Origin of the sequence: Streptomyces sp. NPDC052107 (assembly GCF_040680215.1) — a bacterium.
Lineage (GTDB): Bacteria > Actinomycetota > Actinomycetes > Streptomycetales > Streptomycetaceae > Streptomyces.
Map to the genome: position 1 here is coordinate 75,299 of NZ_JBFAWG010000005.1, position 19,313 is coordinate 94,611.

Sequence of the window (19,313 nt, forward strand, 5' to 3'; positions counted from 1 at the left end):
CAACGGCACCTGTCGGACCGAGTTTCAGACCTCTGCAAAAGGGGTCAATGGTGCGAACGCGACAGACGATTACGGTGATGGCCGCACGCATACCGCGATGTCCCCACCGGGCACCTCCGGGAGCGCGTCCGGCGGTCAGGTCCAGCTCGTGAGGTCCCCGACGAAGTCCCCGTACGAACGGTTGGTACCGCGCGGGGAAGGGATCAGGCGATGCTTCAGAGCCTCGCGGGCGACCGAGGGGCCGTCGCTCTCCCGGAAGACCGGCTCGCCCAGCCCCCGCTTGAGCTCCTCCTTGGCGTCCTTGACGCGGCCGGTGTCCTTGTCGAGCAGGTGATGGGGGACCTTCCAGCGCGGTCGCACATGCGGGAAAGCGCCGGGGAAGAGCAGCAGCCAGCCCTCGCTCTCCCACGCGGCGAGCGCGAGCGCCGTCCAGAACCCTTGGCACTGGCGGGCGAGCTCCTCGGTCAGCGTGCGACGGATCCGGTCGTAGTTGTCGTCGGTGTAGCCGTCCAGATCCTCGTGGACGACGAACCCGAGCAACTCGGCGCGCTGCTGGCGCGCCTTGGCCCGGGCCTTCCCGGCCAAGGCCCTCACAGCGGCGGCGAGGTCGGGCCCGGACTTCCTGCGCAGCCGCACCGGGTCGTTGATGCGGACCAGCTTGGCAGCCGCACCGAGGTCGGGCCGATGGGCACGTATGAGCGAGGCCATGATCTCGCAGTCGTTCTGGTCCTCACCGGCCAGCACGATGACGCCACGTTCCTGGGCCCGGGGTCCACGCGTTCCGCTCTGCCGTCCCTTCGGGGTCACAGCTCGCCCCCGGTGAGGTCGCCGCCCAGCACTCCCGAGAACCAGAGCTCACCGAGTGGTTGTTCACCGGACTCCTCGACGATGTCCTTCACCTCGTCGACTGTGAGGGCCGGAATGATCGACGCCCCGTCTTCGTCCCTATCGCACACGACGAACTCCTCCGGATACAACCGGTTGACGAGCGCCGGCGAGTGGGTGGCGACGATGAACTGCGTCCGCTCGGCGGCTTCGCGCAGGCGTTGTACGACCAGTTCCAGGGCCTGCGGATGCAGGCCGTGGTCGATTTCCTCGATGCAGGTGAACGCCGGAGGGTTGGGGTCGTACAGCAGGGCGAGCAATCCGAGCAGTCGGACGGTCCCGTACGAGGCGTCGGCGAGCGGCGTCATGCGGCGCAAGCCGCGCTCCCGCAACACGACGGTCAGCTGGTCCGTCGACCCGCCGACCTCCTCGAACTCGATGTTCTCCAACTGGGGCAGAACCGTACGGGCGTCGTCGACCAGGTCATCCCATACATCCTCGAGACCGCTGAGGTGGATGAGGAAGCCGGCGAGGTTCTCCGCGTGCGGGGAAAGGGCGGCGAAGTCCGTACCCCGCAGGCGCGTCGGCTGCCGGGCCGCTTCGACGTCGACGTCGAAGACCCGGAACGACGACAAACGGTCGGCGACCCGTGTCACCTCGTCCCCGCCGTCGGCGGGACCGAGTCGGGGGAGTGTGGACAGGCCGCTGCTCAGCCTCCGGATGCCGAAACTGCCGCTGTCCTTGCTCTCGCCCGCCCGCACGTCGAGGATGCGTGCCTCCTCACCCGAGATGGTGATGCGCCGGCCGCGCCCCTGCTTGCGTTTGAACGCGAAGCTCTCCTCGCGGGACAGGGAGTACGTCAGTCGCTTGCCGTCCCGGTTCGCCGACAGGGAACGCCGTCGGATGGTGAGGTTGTACTCGTCCGGGGCATTGAGGGTGGAGTTGGTCGTCCACGTCGCCTTGAGTTGAATGCGCATGGACGTCGGCGGCTTGTTCCCGCCCCAGAAGGCCACCTCATCGAACCCGCCGCGTGTGTCCAGCGCCGGCTGGAGGTCGGTGCGGATGATGTCAGCGAGGAAGTCGAACACCTTCAGCACATTCGACTTGCCGGCTCCATTGGGGCCCACTAACACCGTGAGCGGACCGAGCGGCACGGTCACGTCGCGCAGACTGCGGAAGTTCTCGACGTGCAGTTCGAGGAGACGGCCAGGCATGGGACGAAACCTATCGGGTCGGTGATCGGGGCGCGGGGGAGCGGTCGATGTTCATGGCCCGCGCCGCCGCGCTCTTCGTCCTTTTCGTGTACGGCTCCTACGGCGGCGACGGCACAGTCTGCGCGGCAATGAGCCGTCATGAAGAGCAGGTTAGGCCGGGCCACTGACATCGCGCCCGCGCTTCGCGTTCTTCGGTGCGTCGTCGGATTGGTAAGGCGGTGTCGTCCCCGTGAGGCCGCTCGCGCAAGGCTCGGCGGAAAGTCGGTCAGGGGATGCGGTGGACGTCTGCCGAAGGGCGGCGGCGCTCACCATGACCCAGACGGTCTTGCCGGGGCCGCAGCGGCGGTCGGTGACGCCCCAGCCGTCGGCGAGCGCGGTGACGAGGAGGAGACCGCGGCCGGACTCGGTGACTGGGTCCGTGGAGGAGTCGGTGACGGAGGGGCGGCGTTCCGCGCGGGCGTCGGAGACCTCCAGGCGCAGCCGCTCGCCGTCCGCCTCCCTGGTCAGCCGGACGTGGAAGTTCCGGCCCGGGACCCGTCCGTGGCGTACAGCGTTGGCGCACAGTTCCGCGGCGATGCGGGTCAGTGTCTCGTTGACGTCGCTGTCGCAGGGGTGACCCCAGGAGTTCAGGCAGTGCGAGACGAACAACCGGGCCAGGCGGGCGCCTCGCGGGGTCGAGGTGAAGGCCATGGCGAACTCGGCCGTCGTCGCGGACCCGGAGGGCGAGCGGTGCGGGAAGGAGGAGAGGTGCATGCCGTCAGCGTCGCGACGGTCACCGCCCTGTCACCAGGGGCGACGCCTGTACGGGACATCGCTGTACGCCACGGCGGGGGCGCTTGTACACGGCATGGGGAAAGCCGGCCTCAAGTGACAGGACAAGCGGAGTCAGTAGCGCCGCCGTGGGCGGGAAGAGACGGTCGGTGCCCGTGCGGCGGGGTCCTGTACGCGCGTCGTTGGAGTACGTGCCCACAGCACTCGCCTTGTTGTTCCGACTTCAAGACGGGGATAATGACCGCCTGCTTGGCAGTGACCTTACTCGGAGGGCTTGTGAGTGCTGGTGCGCAGCCGGATCCCGCATCCGTGCCCGGACAGAACTTAGATCGCAACGCCGCCCGTCAGTGGCTGAAGCTTCAAATCGACAAAGAACCACCGATCCTCAAGCAGATCGCGGCCCTGCACAAGGAAGCGCGGCTGAACGCCTTCAAGGCGCGGGATGCCAAGAAGAAGCGAAGCGCTCAGCACAGGTTGAGCAACACCCCGGTGACCGCCCTCCTGCGCAAGCGGTCTGATGTGAACCCCATGATGCTCCTCGCCGCGGGGGTCGCCACCGCCGATCACATTCTCGAACTGGGTGCGAGCGGACTCCGGGCCCGGGCCAACATAGACGCCAATGCCGCCGCGAACTGGGTGAATGCGGCGAGGGACGTCAAACGGGCCCAGCCGGGTGACGACGTACCCGCGCCTTCGCCATCCGACTGGTGCGAGGAGGACGTAACCCTGGTGCGGTCCCTGCTGATCCTCGAGTCCGCCGGTATTCTCCGGTACGCCCCGCACACCCAGGGTCTCTCTTACGCCAGTGACCGTGCTCGGGCCGTGCTCAAGGGGACGAACTGGCTGCGGTGGAAGTTCAAGGCAAGTGCGAGTGACGACCTGGCCGCGAACGTCGCGGAGCTGTCGGAGTGGATCTCCTCGGGTAGCGGCGAGGCCAATCGGGAGCAGGTCGAAAGCCACCTGACCAGGCATCTGACGCTGGTCGACGGCCTCCGTGATCCGAACGAGGTCGCCCGGCTCTGGGGCTACAAGCACGAGGAACTTGTGACCCTCTTGCGGGAAGAGATCCCTTGACTCGGATGGGGCCGCACGCATCGGGACCACTCACGACGCGGTCTGTGAGATCCCTACTCACGCTATGACAGAAACCTGAAGACAGACATCTCAAGCAGGACCATCGACCGAGGGGGCGCGTTGACGGCCAGGGACTTGGAACTCGCCGAAGCGGTGGAAGCCGTCCGCAATGAGTTGCTGAACGCGGCCGCACGAGGAGCAGGGAGCGACGTCACTTTCCAAGTTGGGCCCATCCAGATGGAATTCACCGTCGAGTTGCGCAGAGATGTCCGGGCACGAGGCGGGATCAAGGCGTACGTTCTCTCGGGAGAGGTGGACGCGGGAACGGGCAGGACTCGCACCCATCGCGTGTCGTTCACCTTGGAACCCCGGCGGGCCGACGGTGATCCGCTGCTCGTCGCCGCGGACGGGGAAGGCGGCACCGCCGGTCTCACCACCGCAGGGCCCCTGTGACCAGCCGCCTGCCTGAGGGGCGTGCGCTCGGCCCCAGCCATGAGCGTGTCGCCGCCGTGCTCTGCGACGGCCGGACGGGCAGCGGCTATCTACTGGCCGCCCGGTTGGTGCTCACAGCCGCGCACGTCGTCGGCGACGACGACACCGCACGCGCGATGGCGGTGCGTGGCAGCGGGGCTCAGCAGTGTGATGTCGTCTGGCGGCGGCATGACGAGGAGTGCGACGCCGCGTTGCTTTTGTCGCGCCGAGCCCTGGTACGACCCGAAGCGGCGGCCCGTCTGCAGCCGGTGACCTGGGCGCGGCTCACTGACGAGTCGCCGGTCCGCTGCCAGGCGATGGGCTTCCCCCGGGCTCAGTGGGGCCAGGGGCGGAACCTGGACATCGAGCACATCGAGTGCGCGTTACGCCCGGCGTCCGGCATCGTGCGCGGTCGATACGTGCTGGACGTCAAGGACGTCTCACCCGAATTGGCGAGCGGAAGATCACCGTGGGAGGGCATGTCAGGAGCTGCCTTGTTCGCCCGCGGTGGACTTCTGGGCCTCATTGTCGAAGCGCCGCGCAACTGGCGTCACCAGCGATTGGAAGCGATCAAGAGCAGAGCGCTTCTCGATGACGCGTCGTTCACTTCGGCGATGAAGCGGTATACCGGAGATCGTCCGTTCACGGTCGACCTCTCGTCCGTTTCCCGCCCGCCGAAGCCGTTCCGACTGGCTGGTGTTCTTCACTCGACCCCGCGGGATCTGGCGGTGACCCTGCGCGCCAGTTGGGCCGTTGCCCGCGAGCAGCTCTTCGAGGGTAGGGGAGCGGCCCGAGACGGCTCGGACAAGGTGCGGGAACTGTCGGCGTGGTTGCGTCAGTTCGACGATTCTGCCGACGACGTGGTCGAGGCTGACCGAGAGCTGACGGACCAATGGCTCACGGATCCGCAGCCGGGGCACGACCTGAAGGTGCTGCGCCTGCTGTGCCGGCTCGACCCGGAGGGGGAGCCGGTATGGCGGGGTACCGCCGTCACCGGGGAGATGCTGGCCCGTGCGTGCCTGAAGGGTTTTGACAACAGCGGTCCGGAGATGGAGCTGTACGAGGCTCTGTGCGAGGGCGGCCTGCTGGACGCCTTGGCGGGTTTCACCGGGCTGCGCTGGATGGCCGGGATGCAGGACGCCTGGACCGAGGCGCAGGCAGCCTGGCTGCGGATGATCGAACGTGCGCCTGGTGTGCCGGGCGGAGTGAGCGAGTGGGCACGCGGCGAGGCGAAGGCATTGTTGCTGGTGGGTCTCCTTACCCGTCACCGTTCTGTGGCCGGGCTCCGCGCCTTTGGTGAGCGGGCGACGCCTCCTCCCGCCGGACAGGTCGAGTGGTACGACTGGATGCGCTCGCGGGACGGTGGTGCGGAGACGGCCATCGGGTGGGTGGTGCGTACCGCCCTCGCTGCATACGCAGCTAGCGAGTTCGAACACGCCGAAGCCAACAAGCGCGCCGGGAAGGAAGCTGCGGACGCCCGGCTGGAGCGTGTCCTGCAGCATGCGCGAGAAGGGCGGGACCGGGATTGGGCTTTGCTCGAAGCGGAGCGGTGCTCGTTCAAGGCCCGGTTGGGCGCGGTGACTCGCGCGGCGGCATGGATCGGCATGTGGGGCGTAGTCCTGGTCTCGGTTCCCTGGCTTGTGTGGGGCTGGGTGCGACCGGACGTCGCCTGGAAGGTCGCGTGGGAGTTCGGCGTGCTTTCGCTGGCTGCGTTCCTGGGCCGACTGCGAGGAGTTCTGCGGTTGGGAGCGGCCTATCGTCCGCCGGTGGAACACCTGGGTCGCTGGCTGCGCGATGAGGGCTTCGCGGCCGGAGTGGCCAGGGTGTGTCTCATCGCGGTGCTCTCCTTGGTCGCCGGAGTCATCGCGCACGGTGGTTTCTGGTTCGTGGCCTGTCTCGTGCTTGCGCTGGTTGGGGTGCTTGCCGCTGCCTGGGTCGGCATTGTCCAGGACTGGGACGAGGAGTATCAGAAGCGCCTGAAGGAGTTCAGGTCCAGGCAGGACGGCACGGTGTGGAGGGACATCGCGCGTGACGCCCAGTCACCCTCACCTGCGGACCGGGCGAAGGCTTACCAGAGGTTCACCGAGCAGTTCGGTGGGCTGTATCCGGGCTCCAAGGACGTGGCCGAGTGAATGAGTGGGGTCTCCGGAGGCGATCACGTCCCGTGTCGCGTGCGGCTCGTGCGGCGGCGACGGCACAGTCTGCGCGGCGGTGAGCCGTCATGGGGAGCAGGTTAGACCGGGCCACTGACATCGCGTTCGTGCTTCGCGTTCTTCGGTGCGTCGTCGGATTGGCAAATCAGTGCCGTCCGTGCGAGGTCGCTTGCGCAAGGCTTGGTGGAAAATCGGTCAGCGGCTGAGGCCGTGGCCTGGGAAGGGGCGTCGACCCGTCCGCTGGAGGCGGCGCTCACCATGGCCCAGACGGTCTTCCCCGGGCCACCACGGCGGTCCGTGACGCCCCATTCGTCGGCCAGGGCAGTGACGAGGAGCAGACCGCGGCCCGATTCGGCGTTGAGGTCCGCGGGAGGGGCGACGGTGGGCCAGCGCTCGCCGCGGGTGTCCGACACCTCCAGCCGCAGTTCACCGCCGGCCTCGCTGGTCAGCCGCACGTGGAAGTCCCGTCCGGGGACCCGGCCGTGCCGCACGGCGTTCGCGCTCAGCTCGGCGGTGATCAGCGTCAGCGTCTCGTTGACCTCGCTGTCGTAGGGGTGGCCCCATGCGTCCAGGCAGTGTGCGACGAACAGCCGCGCCAGTCGGGCGCCTCGCGGGGTCGACGTGAACGACATCGCGAACTCGTTCGTCCCCGTGGGGCCGGGGGAAGGGAAGAGCGTCGTGTGCATGCGGCCAGCGTTGCGGCCGCGTCGGGCGTGTCACCAGGAGCGACGCCTGTACGGCCGTGCGCTGTACACGGCCACCGGGCCGCGGCGGGGGAGTGGCGTGCGAGCGGTGCCGCACGACGGAGTCAGCCCCGGCGGCACCGCTCTCGAAGCTCCGCCAGGACCGCCTTCTCACGGGAGTTGACGTCACCGTCCACGGTGGCCACTCGCTCCGCCGCGTCGAGGACATCGCCGAGATGGCCCGGCTCGGCGTCCACGCGCTTCCACACCTCGGCGGGGTCGATGTCGACGACGTGCGCGAGCTGCTCGTCGACCACCTCGTGCCGCTCCCGGACCAGCCTCACCAGATGTCGCATCAGCAGCGCCTCGTCGTCGGCGATTTTGGCGTTTGCGTTCGCCCTGATGACGAGCCATGCGACCCACAGCATCAACTGCGGGTGCCGACTGCGCTGGCTCAGTCCCTCGGCGATTTCGATCACCCGCGCCTCGTTCCGGAACACGGCCCTCGCGTGCCGGCCGGCGAGGAGGGTGGTGTAGCGGTTCAGCAGGACGGCGAGGGGGACGCCGACCAGAGGGATACCGATCTTGATGACGTTGCGCTGCAGGAGGTGCTTCCCGACGACCGGGAGCGCCCTTCCTGCGGTGAGTGCCGATCCGGAGTAGAAGCGCTTGACCAACGGTCGCACCAGGGCCGGGACCGCCTTGGCGACACCCTCGCGGGCAGCTTCCCCGCTCTTGATCGTGAAGGCCACGCGGATGAGCTTCCACAGGTCCTCGGGGTCGTGCACGTCGAGCGGGACCCGGTAGAGGACCGAGATGTCGTAGGCCAGGCGGAGCTGGAGCTGGGAGAGGAACGCGACATCGACCATCATGGACGCCACGGCCGCGGGCACGGTCGCCGGTGAGGCACCCCCGAGGCTCCCGATGGTGGCGGCGACGGTCGCCGTGTAGGCCCCGGCGGAGAGCCCGCCTTCGAGCGCCGCGTACCGGGCCGCCATTTTGATCCGCTGATCCACGATGGCATCCGCGGGCACACCCGCGTACCGGTCCTCGAAGTACTGCCAGTCCACCTTCTCGGTGTACGAGTTCATGGCATGAGCCGCGAGCTGCGTGAACCAGTTGCCCGACTTGATGTCGTCCGCGCTCAGGCCCTTGACGAAGTCCTTGATCTCGGCCTGCTCCTGCTCGACGACCTTCCGGTCGGCGTCGTCGTCGGCTTTGTTCGTGTCGGTGCCGGCAGCGTGCGTCGGCGCGTCTGTCATGGCGCGTACCCCCCAGGACTGTTCCGCGGCCGGCTGAGCTGCGGGGTTCGGGCACCCCTGCTGCCGTCTCCGCGCGTTGATTCGGCGAGCGGTACGACGGCCGCTCTGTCCTCCCCTTGGGGCGCAACCTTAGCGCGTTGTTAGGCGACCGGTGCCGCGGTGGGACACGGGGGCGCGGGTGTACAAGCGGGTGCTGTACAGGGGAGGGCGGATGCTCGTACGCGGTACGGGGGATCTGGGCGAAGTGGAAGTCGCGGCGACGCTGTGTGTCCGTAGAGTGTGCTGTGAGTGACGGACGGATGTGGTGCCTGCGGCGGGACGAGGTGCGGGCGGGTGCTTCCCGGCGGGTGGGTGAGGTGAGGTCACCATGGCGGCGCACGAGGAGAGCGAGGCGGGCATCCTCCGGTGCTTCGGGCAGCAGTTGCGGTTGCTGAGGGTGAGTCGGGGGCTGACGCGGGCGGAGTTGGGAGCGAAGCTCGGGTACGGCGAGGACATGATCGCGTCGGTGGAGCTGGGGCGGCGCATCCCGAGGCCGGAGTTCATCGACCGGGCGGATGAGGTGCTGGATGCCGGCGGACTGCTGGTGGTGATGAAGGAGGAGGTGGCGCGGGCGCGGTATCCGGCGTTCTTCCGAGATGCGGCGAAGTTGGAGGAAGAGGCGGTTGAGCTGCATGTGTACGCGAGCAAGGCGGTGCCCGGCCTGTTGCAGACCGAGGAGTACGCGCGAGCGGTGTGTGAGATGTGGCTGCCTCTGCTTGATCCGGAGACTGTCAACCAGCGTGTGGGCTCCCGTCTCGCTCGCCAGGTGATCTTTGACCGTCAGCCGTCTCCCACGATCAGCTTCGTCATCGAGGAGCACGTGCTACTGAGGCCGCTTGGTGGGTGGGACGTCATGCGCGGCCAGTTGGAGGAGGTTCTGCTACGCGCGCAGCAGCGGAACGTGGTCGTACAGGTCATGCCTGTCGGTTGTGTGGAACACGCTGCCCTGGATGGGCCGTTCACCCTGTACGAGACGCAGAAGGGCCAGCGACTCGCGTACGTTGAGGCACGTAACGACAGCCGTCTCTTCAGTGAGCGGAGGTCGGTGCGCGAGTATGAGGAGCAGTACGGCATCCTGCGTGCTCAGGCCCTGACTCCACGCGAGTCGCTGGGGCTCCTCGAAAAGATGCTGGGAGAGCTATGAACACGGAAGACGCGACGCACGGTCTGACCAACCTGTCCTGGCGCACGAGCAGTTACAGCACTGGGTCGGGCGGCGAGTGCGTTGAGGTCGCCCTTACGACGGTCGGCGTGCACGTGCGTGACTCGAAGTGCGTGGCGCAGGGCGGGCCAGTGCTGAAGGTCGGCTCGACGGCGTGGGTGGCGTTGCTTGAGACGATGTGAGGTGTGCGGCTGCTTGCGACGGTCGGCGCTTCCTTGAAGGACCGACCGTCGTTATGAGGAACGGTACTCAGGCCTCACGGTTCCCAGCGGGAGTCCAGCGCCCGGCGGCGATCTCCTTGTCCAAGCGAGCTTGGAAGTGGGCGTGCGCGGCACGCATTTCGGCTTCGCGGTCGGCCTTGTAGAAGGGCGCGGTGTAGCCAGCAGGGGGTGGGGTGGTTTCTGGACTCTCCAGGTGGGCTAGTAGATCAAGGTAGTCCTGCTTGGTCTGGCCATAACCGTATGCGTACGGATCAGCAGCGAGTCGGCGCCCGCTGCCGTCGAAGTACATTTCTGTTTCTCGGTCATGAAGTACCGCGTAGCGGGACTTGTAGATGGCGGCCAATTGGTCTGCCGTAATGCCTAGCCACACGGATACTAGGGCGTCAATTTCGACGATAGCAGCCCGGCGTTCATGCTCTGTACGAAGTGGAGTTGTGTGTGTCCAGGAAGGGCCAATGTCTGATGCCAGCGGGGTGAGGCCAGGCCAGAGCGGGTTTGCCCAGTCTTCATAACTCGGCCACGTAGGATGGAACATTTCATTCCACAGGTTTGCGTAGGCGGAAGTCATGCAGTTGAGGCGAAGGGTACGCAGAAGGAGCGGAGCGCTGAGCGGGTGATCGGCAGACGCTGCTGGCATCTTGTAAGCTTCGGCAATTCGCAGATCCGTGCGCCCCGTAATGCGAAGAAAGTAATCCAATGGCAGTGAAGCCCAAAATCCGGCATTGAGTACCGTGAGCTGATTGTTGGGCAATGCCATGGAATGCACTGCGTCGACATGCGTCGGGCCAGGGGGAATCAGCGCTGCGAAAAGACTCCGTTCTGTATTCTTTGGGTCGATCATTCTCCGCCAGGCGAGCCGATAGTTATTGCTGTATGGAGAGTCATTCCAGTGGTCCTGTGCCGCCTCGAAAAGGTTACGACTGCAGGCTCGCGCGTAAGTGGAGCGTGGAATCGCGTCCTCGGCAAGGCTGATTAGGTCCCAGCTGATCCAGTCTTTTCCATTGCGCATTGGTAGATTCGGCTGTTTAGCGAATGGGGTGGCTGCCGAAAAATGCGTACCCTGCAGAACTACTTCGTCCCAGGTGTCTTTGCAGCTCACCTGGTATCGAATGATTCCGTCTTGCTTTGCTGTCGTTTCGTTGTATCCAGCGCTGATGAGCGGTTGGTATGCGCGCAGCCTTGTTTTTACATGTGCCAGTGCGACGATAGCGTCTTGTTCGTGCGTAGTGATCGAGTGCAACAAAGGTGTGTGCTCAATTGGTGACTCCTCGTCCGCGAGAAGGATCTGCCATTGACGCAGTAGCTCCCGTGTTACACGAATTGCCCGTGACTTGTGGGGTCTTACGTCCCATGTTCCGCCAAACTTCTGTGAAGGGATTGGTCCAGAGCCGTCGTGGGTCAGAGAGTCAGGGAGTACGGACGCGGAGTGCAATTGACTCAATGTAAGGAAGTCAATTTCTGACCTTCGGGCCCCATAGATGTGAAGCCCGAAAGGAACGGTGCGGCCGATCTCAAAGGCCCAGTTCCCAGAATTAATGAAGGTTGCGTGCAGTCTCAGGTGATGATAGGCCTCCGTTCGCAGGCGTCCGTCTTTCACGCCCTCAAGATGGGTATCGGGGTGAATCAGACCGGATGATCCGGAAGCGTTTGAATGACGCCAAACCTGACACATGAATGATCGGTACAGGTTAGGCCGGGACCCGGAGATCAAGGGATATAGTGACGTTGCGCTCAGTGCTGCACCGATTCCAGCATTGATTGCGAGCTCTTCCAGGAAGTAACTATCTCCGCGACCCTTTAGGGTCTCCTGCTTCCGAAGTCGCCACTCTTGTGCACTCGGTTTCTCTGAAAGTTTGAACCACGGATCAAGTTCGGCCAAGACCGCATCCTCCTGCCAGTCCGGCCGCACCCAAGGCGGATTCCCCACCTGGAGATCAAACCCACCCCGCGCCCCGAAGACCTGCCCGAACTCCAACTCCCAGTGGAAGAATCCCTGCCGCTCAGCCACATCCCGAGCAACCCCCGCCCACGGATACCGCGACTCCAGCGAGTAGAAGCGCTCCATGCCCATCCACTCGGGCAGCTGGTCCTCGTACCGCTCCAGTTGATCCAATGTGTCGAACTGAGACACCAGCGAGTCCGCCGGCACGTCGTGCGTGCCCAACAGCGACTCCGCGAAGTCCAGCCAGTCGTCCAGCGAGGCCAACGGGATCACTGGGCGGCGCTCGCCCTTGATCTGTTCCTTGCGGCTCCCGCCCCGCGCGCTCTTCGACTTGACCTCGACGACCTCGACCCCGCCGAACAGGTCCTCCTTCTCATACGTCTCCCGCGCGGGCGCACCCGGCTGGCCCGGGACCGGAACCGAAGCCGACGACACGACCCACTCGCCCGACTGCGAGGCGACCTCCGCCGCCCGCGCGTAAGCCTCATGCGAACCGTCCAGCAGCGCAGCCTCCTGCACCGGCCAGAACCACAGTGCGCACCACGCGTCCATCAGCGTCTTCAGGCGCCAGTACGGGGTGTCGACCGCCTCCAGGTCGGCCTTGACCTTCTCCCTCGGCACCGCGACCTCGGGCGAGCGCAGCCAACCGTTTTCCGCGCCCCACACATCAATCCGCCGCGAGATCTCCCGCTCGGAGATCTCCAACCGGCGCACGACCAGCCCCCACAGGTACTCCGCCCGCCGCGCGAGTCCCTGAAGCCGCTTGGTCTGCGTAGCGTTGGGGGACTTGGTGATCGCCTTCCGCCAGGCCGCGAGCGCCTTGGACTCCGCCGGAGCCAGCGCCTTGGCCTCCTTCTCGGCCGCGACCGCGGCCCAATCCTTCGCCGGAAGGAGGAAGTGGTGCACCGCCCCTTCAGGCAACGCCGCACCCGCCAGCGCCTCCGACAGCGGGAATCGTTCCGGAGTCGTCCCCAGCCAGCCGCCCTTTTTCAGGCGCTCAGCGGAGTAGATCTCCCTGCGCCCGCCGATCAGCGAGTTGCCGCGCCGCAAATGCAGCCCGAACCACGGCGCCTCCATCCCCGGATGCATCGTGTTCAGCCACAGCGACACCTCCGCCAGCTCCACCGCCGTGTCGTTCAAGTCCACGCCGTAGGAGTTGTGCAGGGCGATGTACGCCTTGGCCTTCTGGAGTTCGACCGCGTACTTCTCGGTGTCGATGGCGACACCCAGCTCGTCCTGGCGGCGCCGCAGGTACTCCGCCGCGACCTGGTTGATCGCCTCGTTTAGGAACGCGCCCGAGCCGAGCGCCGGCTCGCAGATCTTCCAGTCCAGCAGCTCACGCGCCTCGGTGACCGTGTCGTCCTGGTCCAGGCGGTGTTGCAGGGCGAGCTGGACCGTCACCCGGGTCAGCGACTCCGGCGTGTAGTACGAGGCCGACGTCTGGCGGTCGCGCCCCGACAGGCGGTACACGAACGCGCCGGGCGCGTACCGCACGCGCTCCTCCACGCCGGTGTTCTCGTCCTTGTGCCGGACGAACACCTCGTCCGGGTACTCGTCGGCCTTCGTCGCCGGGATCAGCCAGGAGCCGTCCTTCGGGTCGCCGTTCTTGGCGACCTCGTACAGTTCCTCGCCCGCGACGAAGCCCGAGTAGGACATCAGGCCCTCGTACACGGCGCCGAGCTGGTTGATGCCGAGCTGGGCGTAGGAGATGAAGCCGCCGCGCTCGCGCCTCTTGCCGCGGGTCAGCATCAGCAGCCGCAGCACCCGGTACAGCGTCTCGTTGCGCAGACGGGTGTCGATGAAGCGCTCGCCGCCGTCAGTACTGGCCTCCGCCTCAGCCTCCGTGTCGACACGGGGGTCCGGAACCGCGTCCCGCCCGATCAGCCGGATCGCGTCGGGCTCGAACAGCTTGGAGTGCAGCGGCTCGAAGCGCAGGCCCAGGTCCTCCGAGGTCTTCGCGGTCACGGCGTCGGCCGACTCCGCGTCGACGCCGTGGGTGCGGCGCGGCCGGTATCCCTCCTGGACCTTGCTGAACAGCAGGTCCAGCGACTCGTACAGGTAGAAGCCCTTGCGGGACTTCTCGTCCACGAGATCCCGCTCGGCGATCAACTCGCCCAACCGGCCCAGGCCGTACCCCATCTGGTACTCGGGGTAGTCCGAGGGCAGGATGCCCAGCTCCGGGCGGGCCTCCGCGTACAGCAGGAACAGGACGCGGTACAGGTAGCGCAGCGACTCCCGCGTCAACTGGCGGCCCAATTCTGGGAGTTCCTTGACCTCGTCCGGGCGGACGCCGGCCTCGCGCAGCCGGTCCAGGACCTCGTTGGCGATCAGCTCGACGCTCAGCCGCAGGCCGTCGCGCAGTTCGCTGGAGACGCCCACCGCGTGCTTCGTGGACTTGTCGAGGAGCGCGGCGAGGGGGTTCTCGCCGCCCTCCTCCGGCGTGCGCAGCGAGTCCGCGCCGAACAGCGCGGCCACCGTGTCGAGTTCGCCGCCCGCCTTGGTGTCGTTGCGTTCCAGCGCCGCGTCCAGCGACACCGCCAGGTAGCGGCCCTCGCCCCACGCGGCCCGGTCGGCGAGCACGACGACACCGCCGACCAGCAGCAGGACGTAGCGCGGGGCGTCCTCGCAGGCGAACAGGAAGGAGGCGAGCTTGGAGCCAGTGGTGATGGTGTGCTGGCCGTCCAGGCGCAGCTCGTCCAGGAGGCGGCCCGCGCCCTCCGGGTCCAGCGCGTCGTCCGGCTCGGCCGACCAGCCGCAGTCCAGAGCGACGAGATCCTTCTCCGCGTGCGCGACCGTCACCTCGTACGACTGGTCGGCGCGGACGACGGTGAGCGTGCCCGGCTTGGCGTCGAAGCCGAGGGCGCGCAGCACCTCCGCGTTGAGGGCGCGGACGCGGTCGCGCCACTCGGGGGCGTCGTACGTCACGGCGTCCTCGCCGGTCGCCGCCCGCTCCTCGTCCATCGTGAAGTACGAGCGGGCCGCGAAGTAGGCGCGACGCAGAGCCCGCAGGCCCGCGCGCGGGGTGACCGGCAGCGCGCCCTCGGGGCGTTCGGCGCCGGCGGCGTCCTCCTCGCGCTGCTTCCACTCGGCGAGCAGACCGGACTTGAGGTCCTTGGGGAGGACCTCGGCGAGGTAGTGCGCGGAGAAGTAGTCGCCGCGGTTGACCAGGCTGTCGTACGTCATCTTCGTGAACCTCTGGGGGACTCGGTCAGGCGGCGTGGGCGGTGGCGGGGGCCAGCACGGCGAGTACGCGCAGCATCGGGCGGCCGGTGGTGAGGAGGGAGTCCGCGAGGGACGCGAGACGCTCACGCGTACCGGTGGGCGCGGAGCCGCCGCCCGCCAGTGTCGGCTGCTCCCACGAGCCCAGGCGGGTCTTGTACTCCTCGACGGGGGCCCTCAGCGGCTCGTCCCACGCCTCGCGGCGGAGCTCCAGGAAAGCCTCCGCGGTGTCCAGGACGCCGGGGATCGCCTCGGCGAGGCGGGCCGTGTCGTGCGTGAGGCCGGGGTTCGCCATCGTCGGGCCGACCTGGGCGCGGCGCAGTACCGCCACCATGTCGTCGTCGACCTCGCCGTCCGCGGTGACCGCCATCCACTTGACGACGGTCGGGCGGCCGAGCGCGTTGGAGTAGATGCCCTGGACGAGGTAGGTGGGGCGGGACACGTCGGCGGTCAGTACCGGCGCCTCCTGGCGGTCCAGGCGGACCAGGACCTTGTCCGTGAGCCACTCCATGACCGGGTGCAGGTCGGTCAGCAGGGAGATGTCGGGCCAGCTGGACGTCGCCGAGGCGCGGGCGCGCGTGAGGCTGTGGTCGGCGAGCCGCCGGTTGAAGGTGACCTTCAGCCGGTCGCGCAGGCCCTGCTCGCGGACGTAGTCCGGGGGCAGCGCCTTCAAACGGTGCACCAGGTCGGAGGGCGGGACGAAGGAGAGCAGGCCGGTCTCGGGGTCGGCGGACAGGTCCAGCCGGTCGTGGGCGTCCGGGTAGACCTCGCGCAGCGCCTCGTCCAGGAACTCGCGGGCGGAGGCGAACAGCCGGGGCACGTGGGCCTTCGGCGCCGCCCCGGTCCCGTGGCCGGCGTCGCCCGCGGCGTCCTCTTCCGGTTCCTCGTTGACGGGGCCGAAGAAGTCGGCGAGGAAGTCGTCCACGGCGTCGTCCTCGCCGGTGCCCGAGGCGCGGTCGGTGTCCAGGGACTCGTCCACGGTGCGGCCCCGCAGCAGGTCCTGGATGAGGGACTTCTCCTCGGCCTCGGCCCGGTAGAGGCCGGACACCGCCTCCGCCGTGCCCAGCGACTGGTGGGCCTGGGCCTCGCGCTCCAGCAGGCGCTCGGCGACGAGCGTGTCGTCCTTGGCGCCGTCGACCGAGCTGGTGAGGATCAGTGCCCGGAACTGGGGCTGGTGCGCCTGTCCGTAGCGGTCGATGCGGCCGTTGCGCTGCTCGATGCGGATGAGCGACCACGGCACGTCGTAGTGGACAAGCTGGTGACACTGGCGGTGCAGGTTGACGCCCTCGGAGGCGACGTCGCCGGTGAACAGGATGCGTACGGGCGTGTCCGCGAGGCCGAAGTCCTCCACGCACTGCATCTGCTGCTCGTCGGACAGGCCGCCGTGCATGACCCGGGCCGCCTCCTCGGCGGCCTTGCCCTTGAAGCCGAGGGCCCCCGGCACGGTCCGGGCCAGCCACTCCAGGGTCTGCACACGCTCGGAGAAGACCACGACCCGGGTGTCGGACTTGGGCCCGACGCCGATCTCCCGCAGCTGGTCCAGCAGGGCCTTGAACTTGCCCGAGTCCGCCTCCGTCATGCCCGAGGACAGCTCCAGCAGCCGGTGCAGGGCCGTGCGTTCGGCGGCCGTCGCCTCCGGGGTGCCCTTCTTCTCCAGCGTCTTGATGCGGGTGCTGACCGTGGCTTTCAGCGCCGTGTGGGAGGAGAGGAAGGACTTCAGCAGCGTGTACGGGAACAGGGGGACGTCACTGACCGACTTCGAACCGTCGGACGGCAGCCAGACGGCGGCCAGTTCCTCGAAGACCTTCTCCTCGGCGGGCGTGGCCGTGATCCGGATCGAGCGGGAGGGGCCGCGGTCCGCCCACTGGCCCTTCATCTGCTCGCGCACCTCGGGGCTGACCTTGGTGCGCCGGATGAACAGGTGCTTGATGTCCTCGGCGCGGTAGTGCTCGGGGTCGCGGATCGCGGCCGGGTCGAGCAGGGAGATCAGCTCGGCGAAGGAGCGGGCGTCGCCGTTGTGCGGGGTCGCGGAGGCCAGCAGGAGGGCGTCCGTGTGCGGGGCCAGGGTGCGGGCCAGCTGGTTGCGCAGGGAGCCCTTGTTGATGAGGTTGTGCGACTCGTCGATGACGACCGCGTCCCAAGTGATGCGCTCCAGGTGGTGCTTGTACTGGTCGGTGTTCTTCAGGGTGTCGATGGAAACGATGACGCGCTTGAAGTACGTGAACGGGTTGCGGCCCGCGGGGATCTCCCGCTGGATCCGCTCGATGCCCACCGAGTCCAGGCGCACCAGCGGGATGGCGAACCGCGTCCACAACTCGTGCTGGAACTGCTCCAGCACGTGCTGCGGGGTGACGACGAGGATGCGCTCGCCGCGGCCGCGGCGGATCAGCTCGGCGAGGGTGAGGCCGATCTCCAGCGTCTTGCCGAGGCCGACGACGTCCGCGATGAGCATGCGGGGGCGCAGGTTGCGGCCCGACAGCGCGAGTTGCGCGGGGCGCTGCTGGTAGGGGAGCGAGTCCAGGAGGAAGGAGTCCGGGAGGGCCAGGCCGCGCTCGGCCTGCGGCAGCGGAGTCTTGCGCAGGACCGCCTCCAGGAACAGGCGCGAGCGGCGGAAGTTGGGCGAGTCGTCCCGCACCAGGCGGGTCCGCCTCGGGTCGAGCAGTTCGATCCGGTCCAGGCCGGTGAAGAACACCGCCTCCTGGTCGCGGACGAAGTCCGACGCGCCGACGGCCTCGATCCGGGCACCGTCGTGCTCGGTCCGCGTCGCGTTGCGGACCAGCCACACCTCGTCCCGTACGAGGATCTGGGCGCCCGGCGGGAACTGGGCGTCCTGGCCGCTCGCCGCGGGAGCCGTGGTGAGGTCGGCGGTCACTCGGGTGCCTCCTGGGTCGTCGTGTCGAGGTGCTGGGGTGGGGCCGCGTCGGGTATGACGCCCGTGCCACCGTGCGGGCGGTACGGGCGCCGGTCAAGGGTGGTGCGGAAGTGCCCTACCGCGGTCAGGCGGTCCGGCTCGGTACGAAGGGCGCTCCCGCCGCGTAGGCGGCCCGGATGCGCTCCGCCGTTCTGCGCGCCTGCACGGAGTGGCGCAGGGTGCGCGACGGCTCCGCCGGGTGTGGAGGCGACTTCGGCGGACGGCTCGGCGCCGACCGTTGCCCGGGGGGGCCTTCGGGGCTGTCGACGTGTTCGGCGGTGGTCGGCGGCCGGGTCTCGGGCCTCTCCGTGGCCGTGGTCGCGGGCGGTGCCGGGAGCGTGGGTGTGGGCACCTCCACGTCGGCCGTGGGCACCGGCTCGTGTACGGCCGGAGCGGGCGTCGTGGGCAGGTCCGCGAAGGGGACGGTGGGCGGCGGAGCGGGTGCGGGCGGCGGCGCGACCGGGGTGTGCTGCCGTGCGGTGTGGGCGGTGAGCCGCCGGCGCGCCTGGGCGATCTTCAGCCCGTGGGCCTCGACGACCGAGCGGCACCGCTGCACCACCTCGACCAGCGACGGACGGTCCTGCGCGCGGTGGGTAAGCATGGCCGTCAGCAGCGGCACCAGGTCGGCGGGGGCGTCCGACAGGTCAGGGGCCGCGTCGGGGTCGGTGACCAGGTGGAAGACCATGTAGGGCGTCGCGGCCTGGTGAGGGTAGTGGCCCGCCGCCGCGAACAGCAGCACCGCGCCGAGCGCGTACACGTCCACGGCGGGCGTCAGGGGCTTCTCACCGGCCGCCTGCTCCGGGGCCATGCACACCGGGGTGCCGACCACCTGATTGGGCGCGGTGAGTGACACGCTCGACTCGGCGAAGGCGGCCAGGCCGAAGTCGATGATCTTCGGGCCGTTTGGTCCGAGGAGGATGTTCGCCGGTTTCAAGTCGCGATGCAGCAGGCCCTGCGTGTGGACGGCCGACAGCGCCTCGGCGAGGATCGCGCCGAGCGCGGCGGTGAGGACCGACGGCAGCGGTCCGTCCTTCTCGACGTGTCGGGCCAGGTCGGGGCCCGCCACGTACTCGGTGGCCAGCCACGGCTGCTCCGCTTCCGCGTCGGCACCGAGGAAGGCCGCGATGCGCGGGCCCCAGATGGTCTTGAGGACCTCGATCTCCTGCGCGAACCGCTTGCGGGACGCCGAGTCCACGACCGACGGCTTGATCACCTTCACCGCGGCGGGTTCGCCACCGAGCGACTCCCCGAGGAAGACCTGGCCCATGCCTCCCTGGCCGATCCTGCCGAGGAGTTCGAAGTCGCCCAGCGAGAGCGGGTCCTCGGGGTTCAGGGGCGTGATCTGCACGTGTGTCCTCGAAATTCC

Annotated in this window: 13 protein-coding genes; 5 read left to right on the top strand and 8 right to left on the bottom strand. The window is 68.1% G+C overall.

From position 1 onward, the window contains the following. Positions 1–135 precede the first annotated feature (135 nt). The 3 genes from AB0M27_RS07240 to AB0M27_RS07250 form a co-directional block, all read right to left on the bottom strand. On the bottom strand, positions 136–744 hold the full coding sequence (locus tag AB0M27_RS07240; protein WP_365718832.1) for a hypothetical protein: 609 nt from the start codon (positions 742–744) through the stop codon (positions 136–138). A 59-nt stretch (positions 745–803) separates the two neighbouring features. After that, positions 804–2,039, bottom strand: a complete 1,236-nt coding sequence (locus AB0M27_RS07245) for an AAA family ATPase (RefSeq protein ID WP_365718834.1) — start codon at positions 2,037–2,039, stop codon at positions 804–806. A gap of 150 nt (positions 2,040–2,189) precedes the next feature. Further along, positions 2,190–2,792 carry an ATP-binding protein gene (locus AB0M27_RS07250; RefSeq protein WP_365718837.1) on the bottom strand — a complete coding sequence of 201 codons (603 nt, stop codon included), beginning with the start codon at positions 2,790–2,792 and terminating at the stop codon, positions 2,190–2,192. Positions 2,793–3,119: 327 nt separating this feature from the next. Here AB0M27_RS07250 and AB0M27_RS07255 point away from each other — a divergent pair, with 327 nt between their 5' ends. The 3 genes from AB0M27_RS07255 (at position 3,120) to AB0M27_RS07265 (ending at position 6,487) form a co-directional block, all read left to right on the top strand. Next, complete coding sequence (locus AB0M27_RS07255) at positions 3,120–3,884, top strand: hypothetical protein (RefSeq protein ID WP_365718839.1); 765 nt, start codon at positions 3,120–3,122, stop codon at positions 3,882–3,884. A gap of 120 nt (positions 3,885–4,004) precedes the next feature. Continuing rightward, the gene (locus tag AB0M27_RS07260) at positions 4,005–4,337 is read left to right on the top strand and encodes a trypco2 family protein (RefSeq protein WP_365718841.1); all 333 of its coding nucleotides are present in this window, start codon (positions 4,005–4,007) and stop codon (positions 4,335–4,337) included. Further along, positions 4,334–6,487 carry a serine protease gene (locus tag AB0M27_RS07265; protein WP_365718843.1) on the top strand — a complete coding sequence of 718 codons (2,154 nt, stop codon included), beginning with the start codon at positions 4,334–4,336 and terminating at the stop codon, positions 6,485–6,487. The genes AB0M27_RS07260 and AB0M27_RS07265 overlap by 4 nt, the downstream gene beginning before the upstream one ends. A gap of 101 nt (positions 6,488–6,588) precedes the next feature. Here AB0M27_RS07265 and AB0M27_RS07270 read toward each other — a convergent pair whose 3' ends face one another. Together AB0M27_RS07270 and AB0M27_RS07275 are read right to left on the bottom strand one after the other, a co-directional pair. Further along, the gene (locus AB0M27_RS07270; protein ID WP_365718845.1) at positions 6,589–7,194 is read right to left on the bottom strand and encodes an ATP-binding protein; all 606 of its coding nucleotides are present in this window, start codon (positions 7,192–7,194) and stop codon (positions 6,589–6,591) included. Positions 7,195–7,316: 122 nt separating this feature from the next. Next, positions 7,317–8,453 (bottom strand): hypothetical protein, encoded by a 1,137-nt coding sequence (locus AB0M27_RS07275; RefSeq protein ID WP_365718847.1) that lies wholly within the window; start codon positions 8,451–8,453, stop codon positions 7,317–7,319. 367 nt (positions 8,454–8,820) lie between these two features. On the opposite strand from AB0M27_RS07275, the gene AB0M27_RS07280 reads away from it, so the two are divergent. Further along, entirely contained in the window at positions 8,821–9,636 is an 816-nt protein-coding gene (locus AB0M27_RS07280) for a helix-turn-helix transcriptional regulator (protein WP_365718849.1), read from the top strand. Next, positions 9,633–9,836 (top strand): DUF397 domain-containing protein, encoded by a 204-nt coding sequence (locus AB0M27_RS07285; protein ID WP_365718851.1) that lies wholly within the window; start codon positions 9,633–9,635, stop codon positions 9,834–9,836. The genes AB0M27_RS07280 and AB0M27_RS07285 overlap by 4 nt, the downstream gene beginning before the upstream one ends. Before the next feature lie 67 nt (positions 9,837–9,903). Here AB0M27_RS07285 and AB0M27_RS07290 read toward each other — a convergent pair whose 3' ends face one another. The 3 genes from AB0M27_RS07290 to AB0M27_RS07300 all read right to left on the bottom strand — a co-directional run bounded on the left by AB0M27_RS07290 (position 9,904) and on the right by AB0M27_RS07300 (position 19,295). Beyond that, positions 9,904–15,000: a class I SAM-dependent DNA methyltransferase gene (locus tag AB0M27_RS07290; protein ID WP_365718853.1), complete on the bottom strand. Its 5,097-nt coding sequence runs from the start codon at positions 14,998–15,000 to the stop codon at positions 9,904–9,906. Positions 15,001–15,025: 25 nt separating this feature from the next. Then, positions 15,026–17,908, bottom strand: coding sequence for a DEAD/DEAH box helicase (locus tag AB0M27_RS07295; protein ID WP_365718855.1), 2,883 nt, complete (start codon positions 17,906–17,908; stop codon positions 15,026–15,028). 124 nt (positions 17,909–18,032) lie between these two features. Then, positions 18,033–19,295, bottom strand: coding sequence for a serine/threonine-protein kinase (locus AB0M27_RS07300; protein WP_365718857.1), 1,263 nt, complete (start codon positions 19,293–19,295; stop codon positions 18,033–18,035). Between the last annotated feature and the right edge of the window lie 18 nt (positions 19,296–19,313).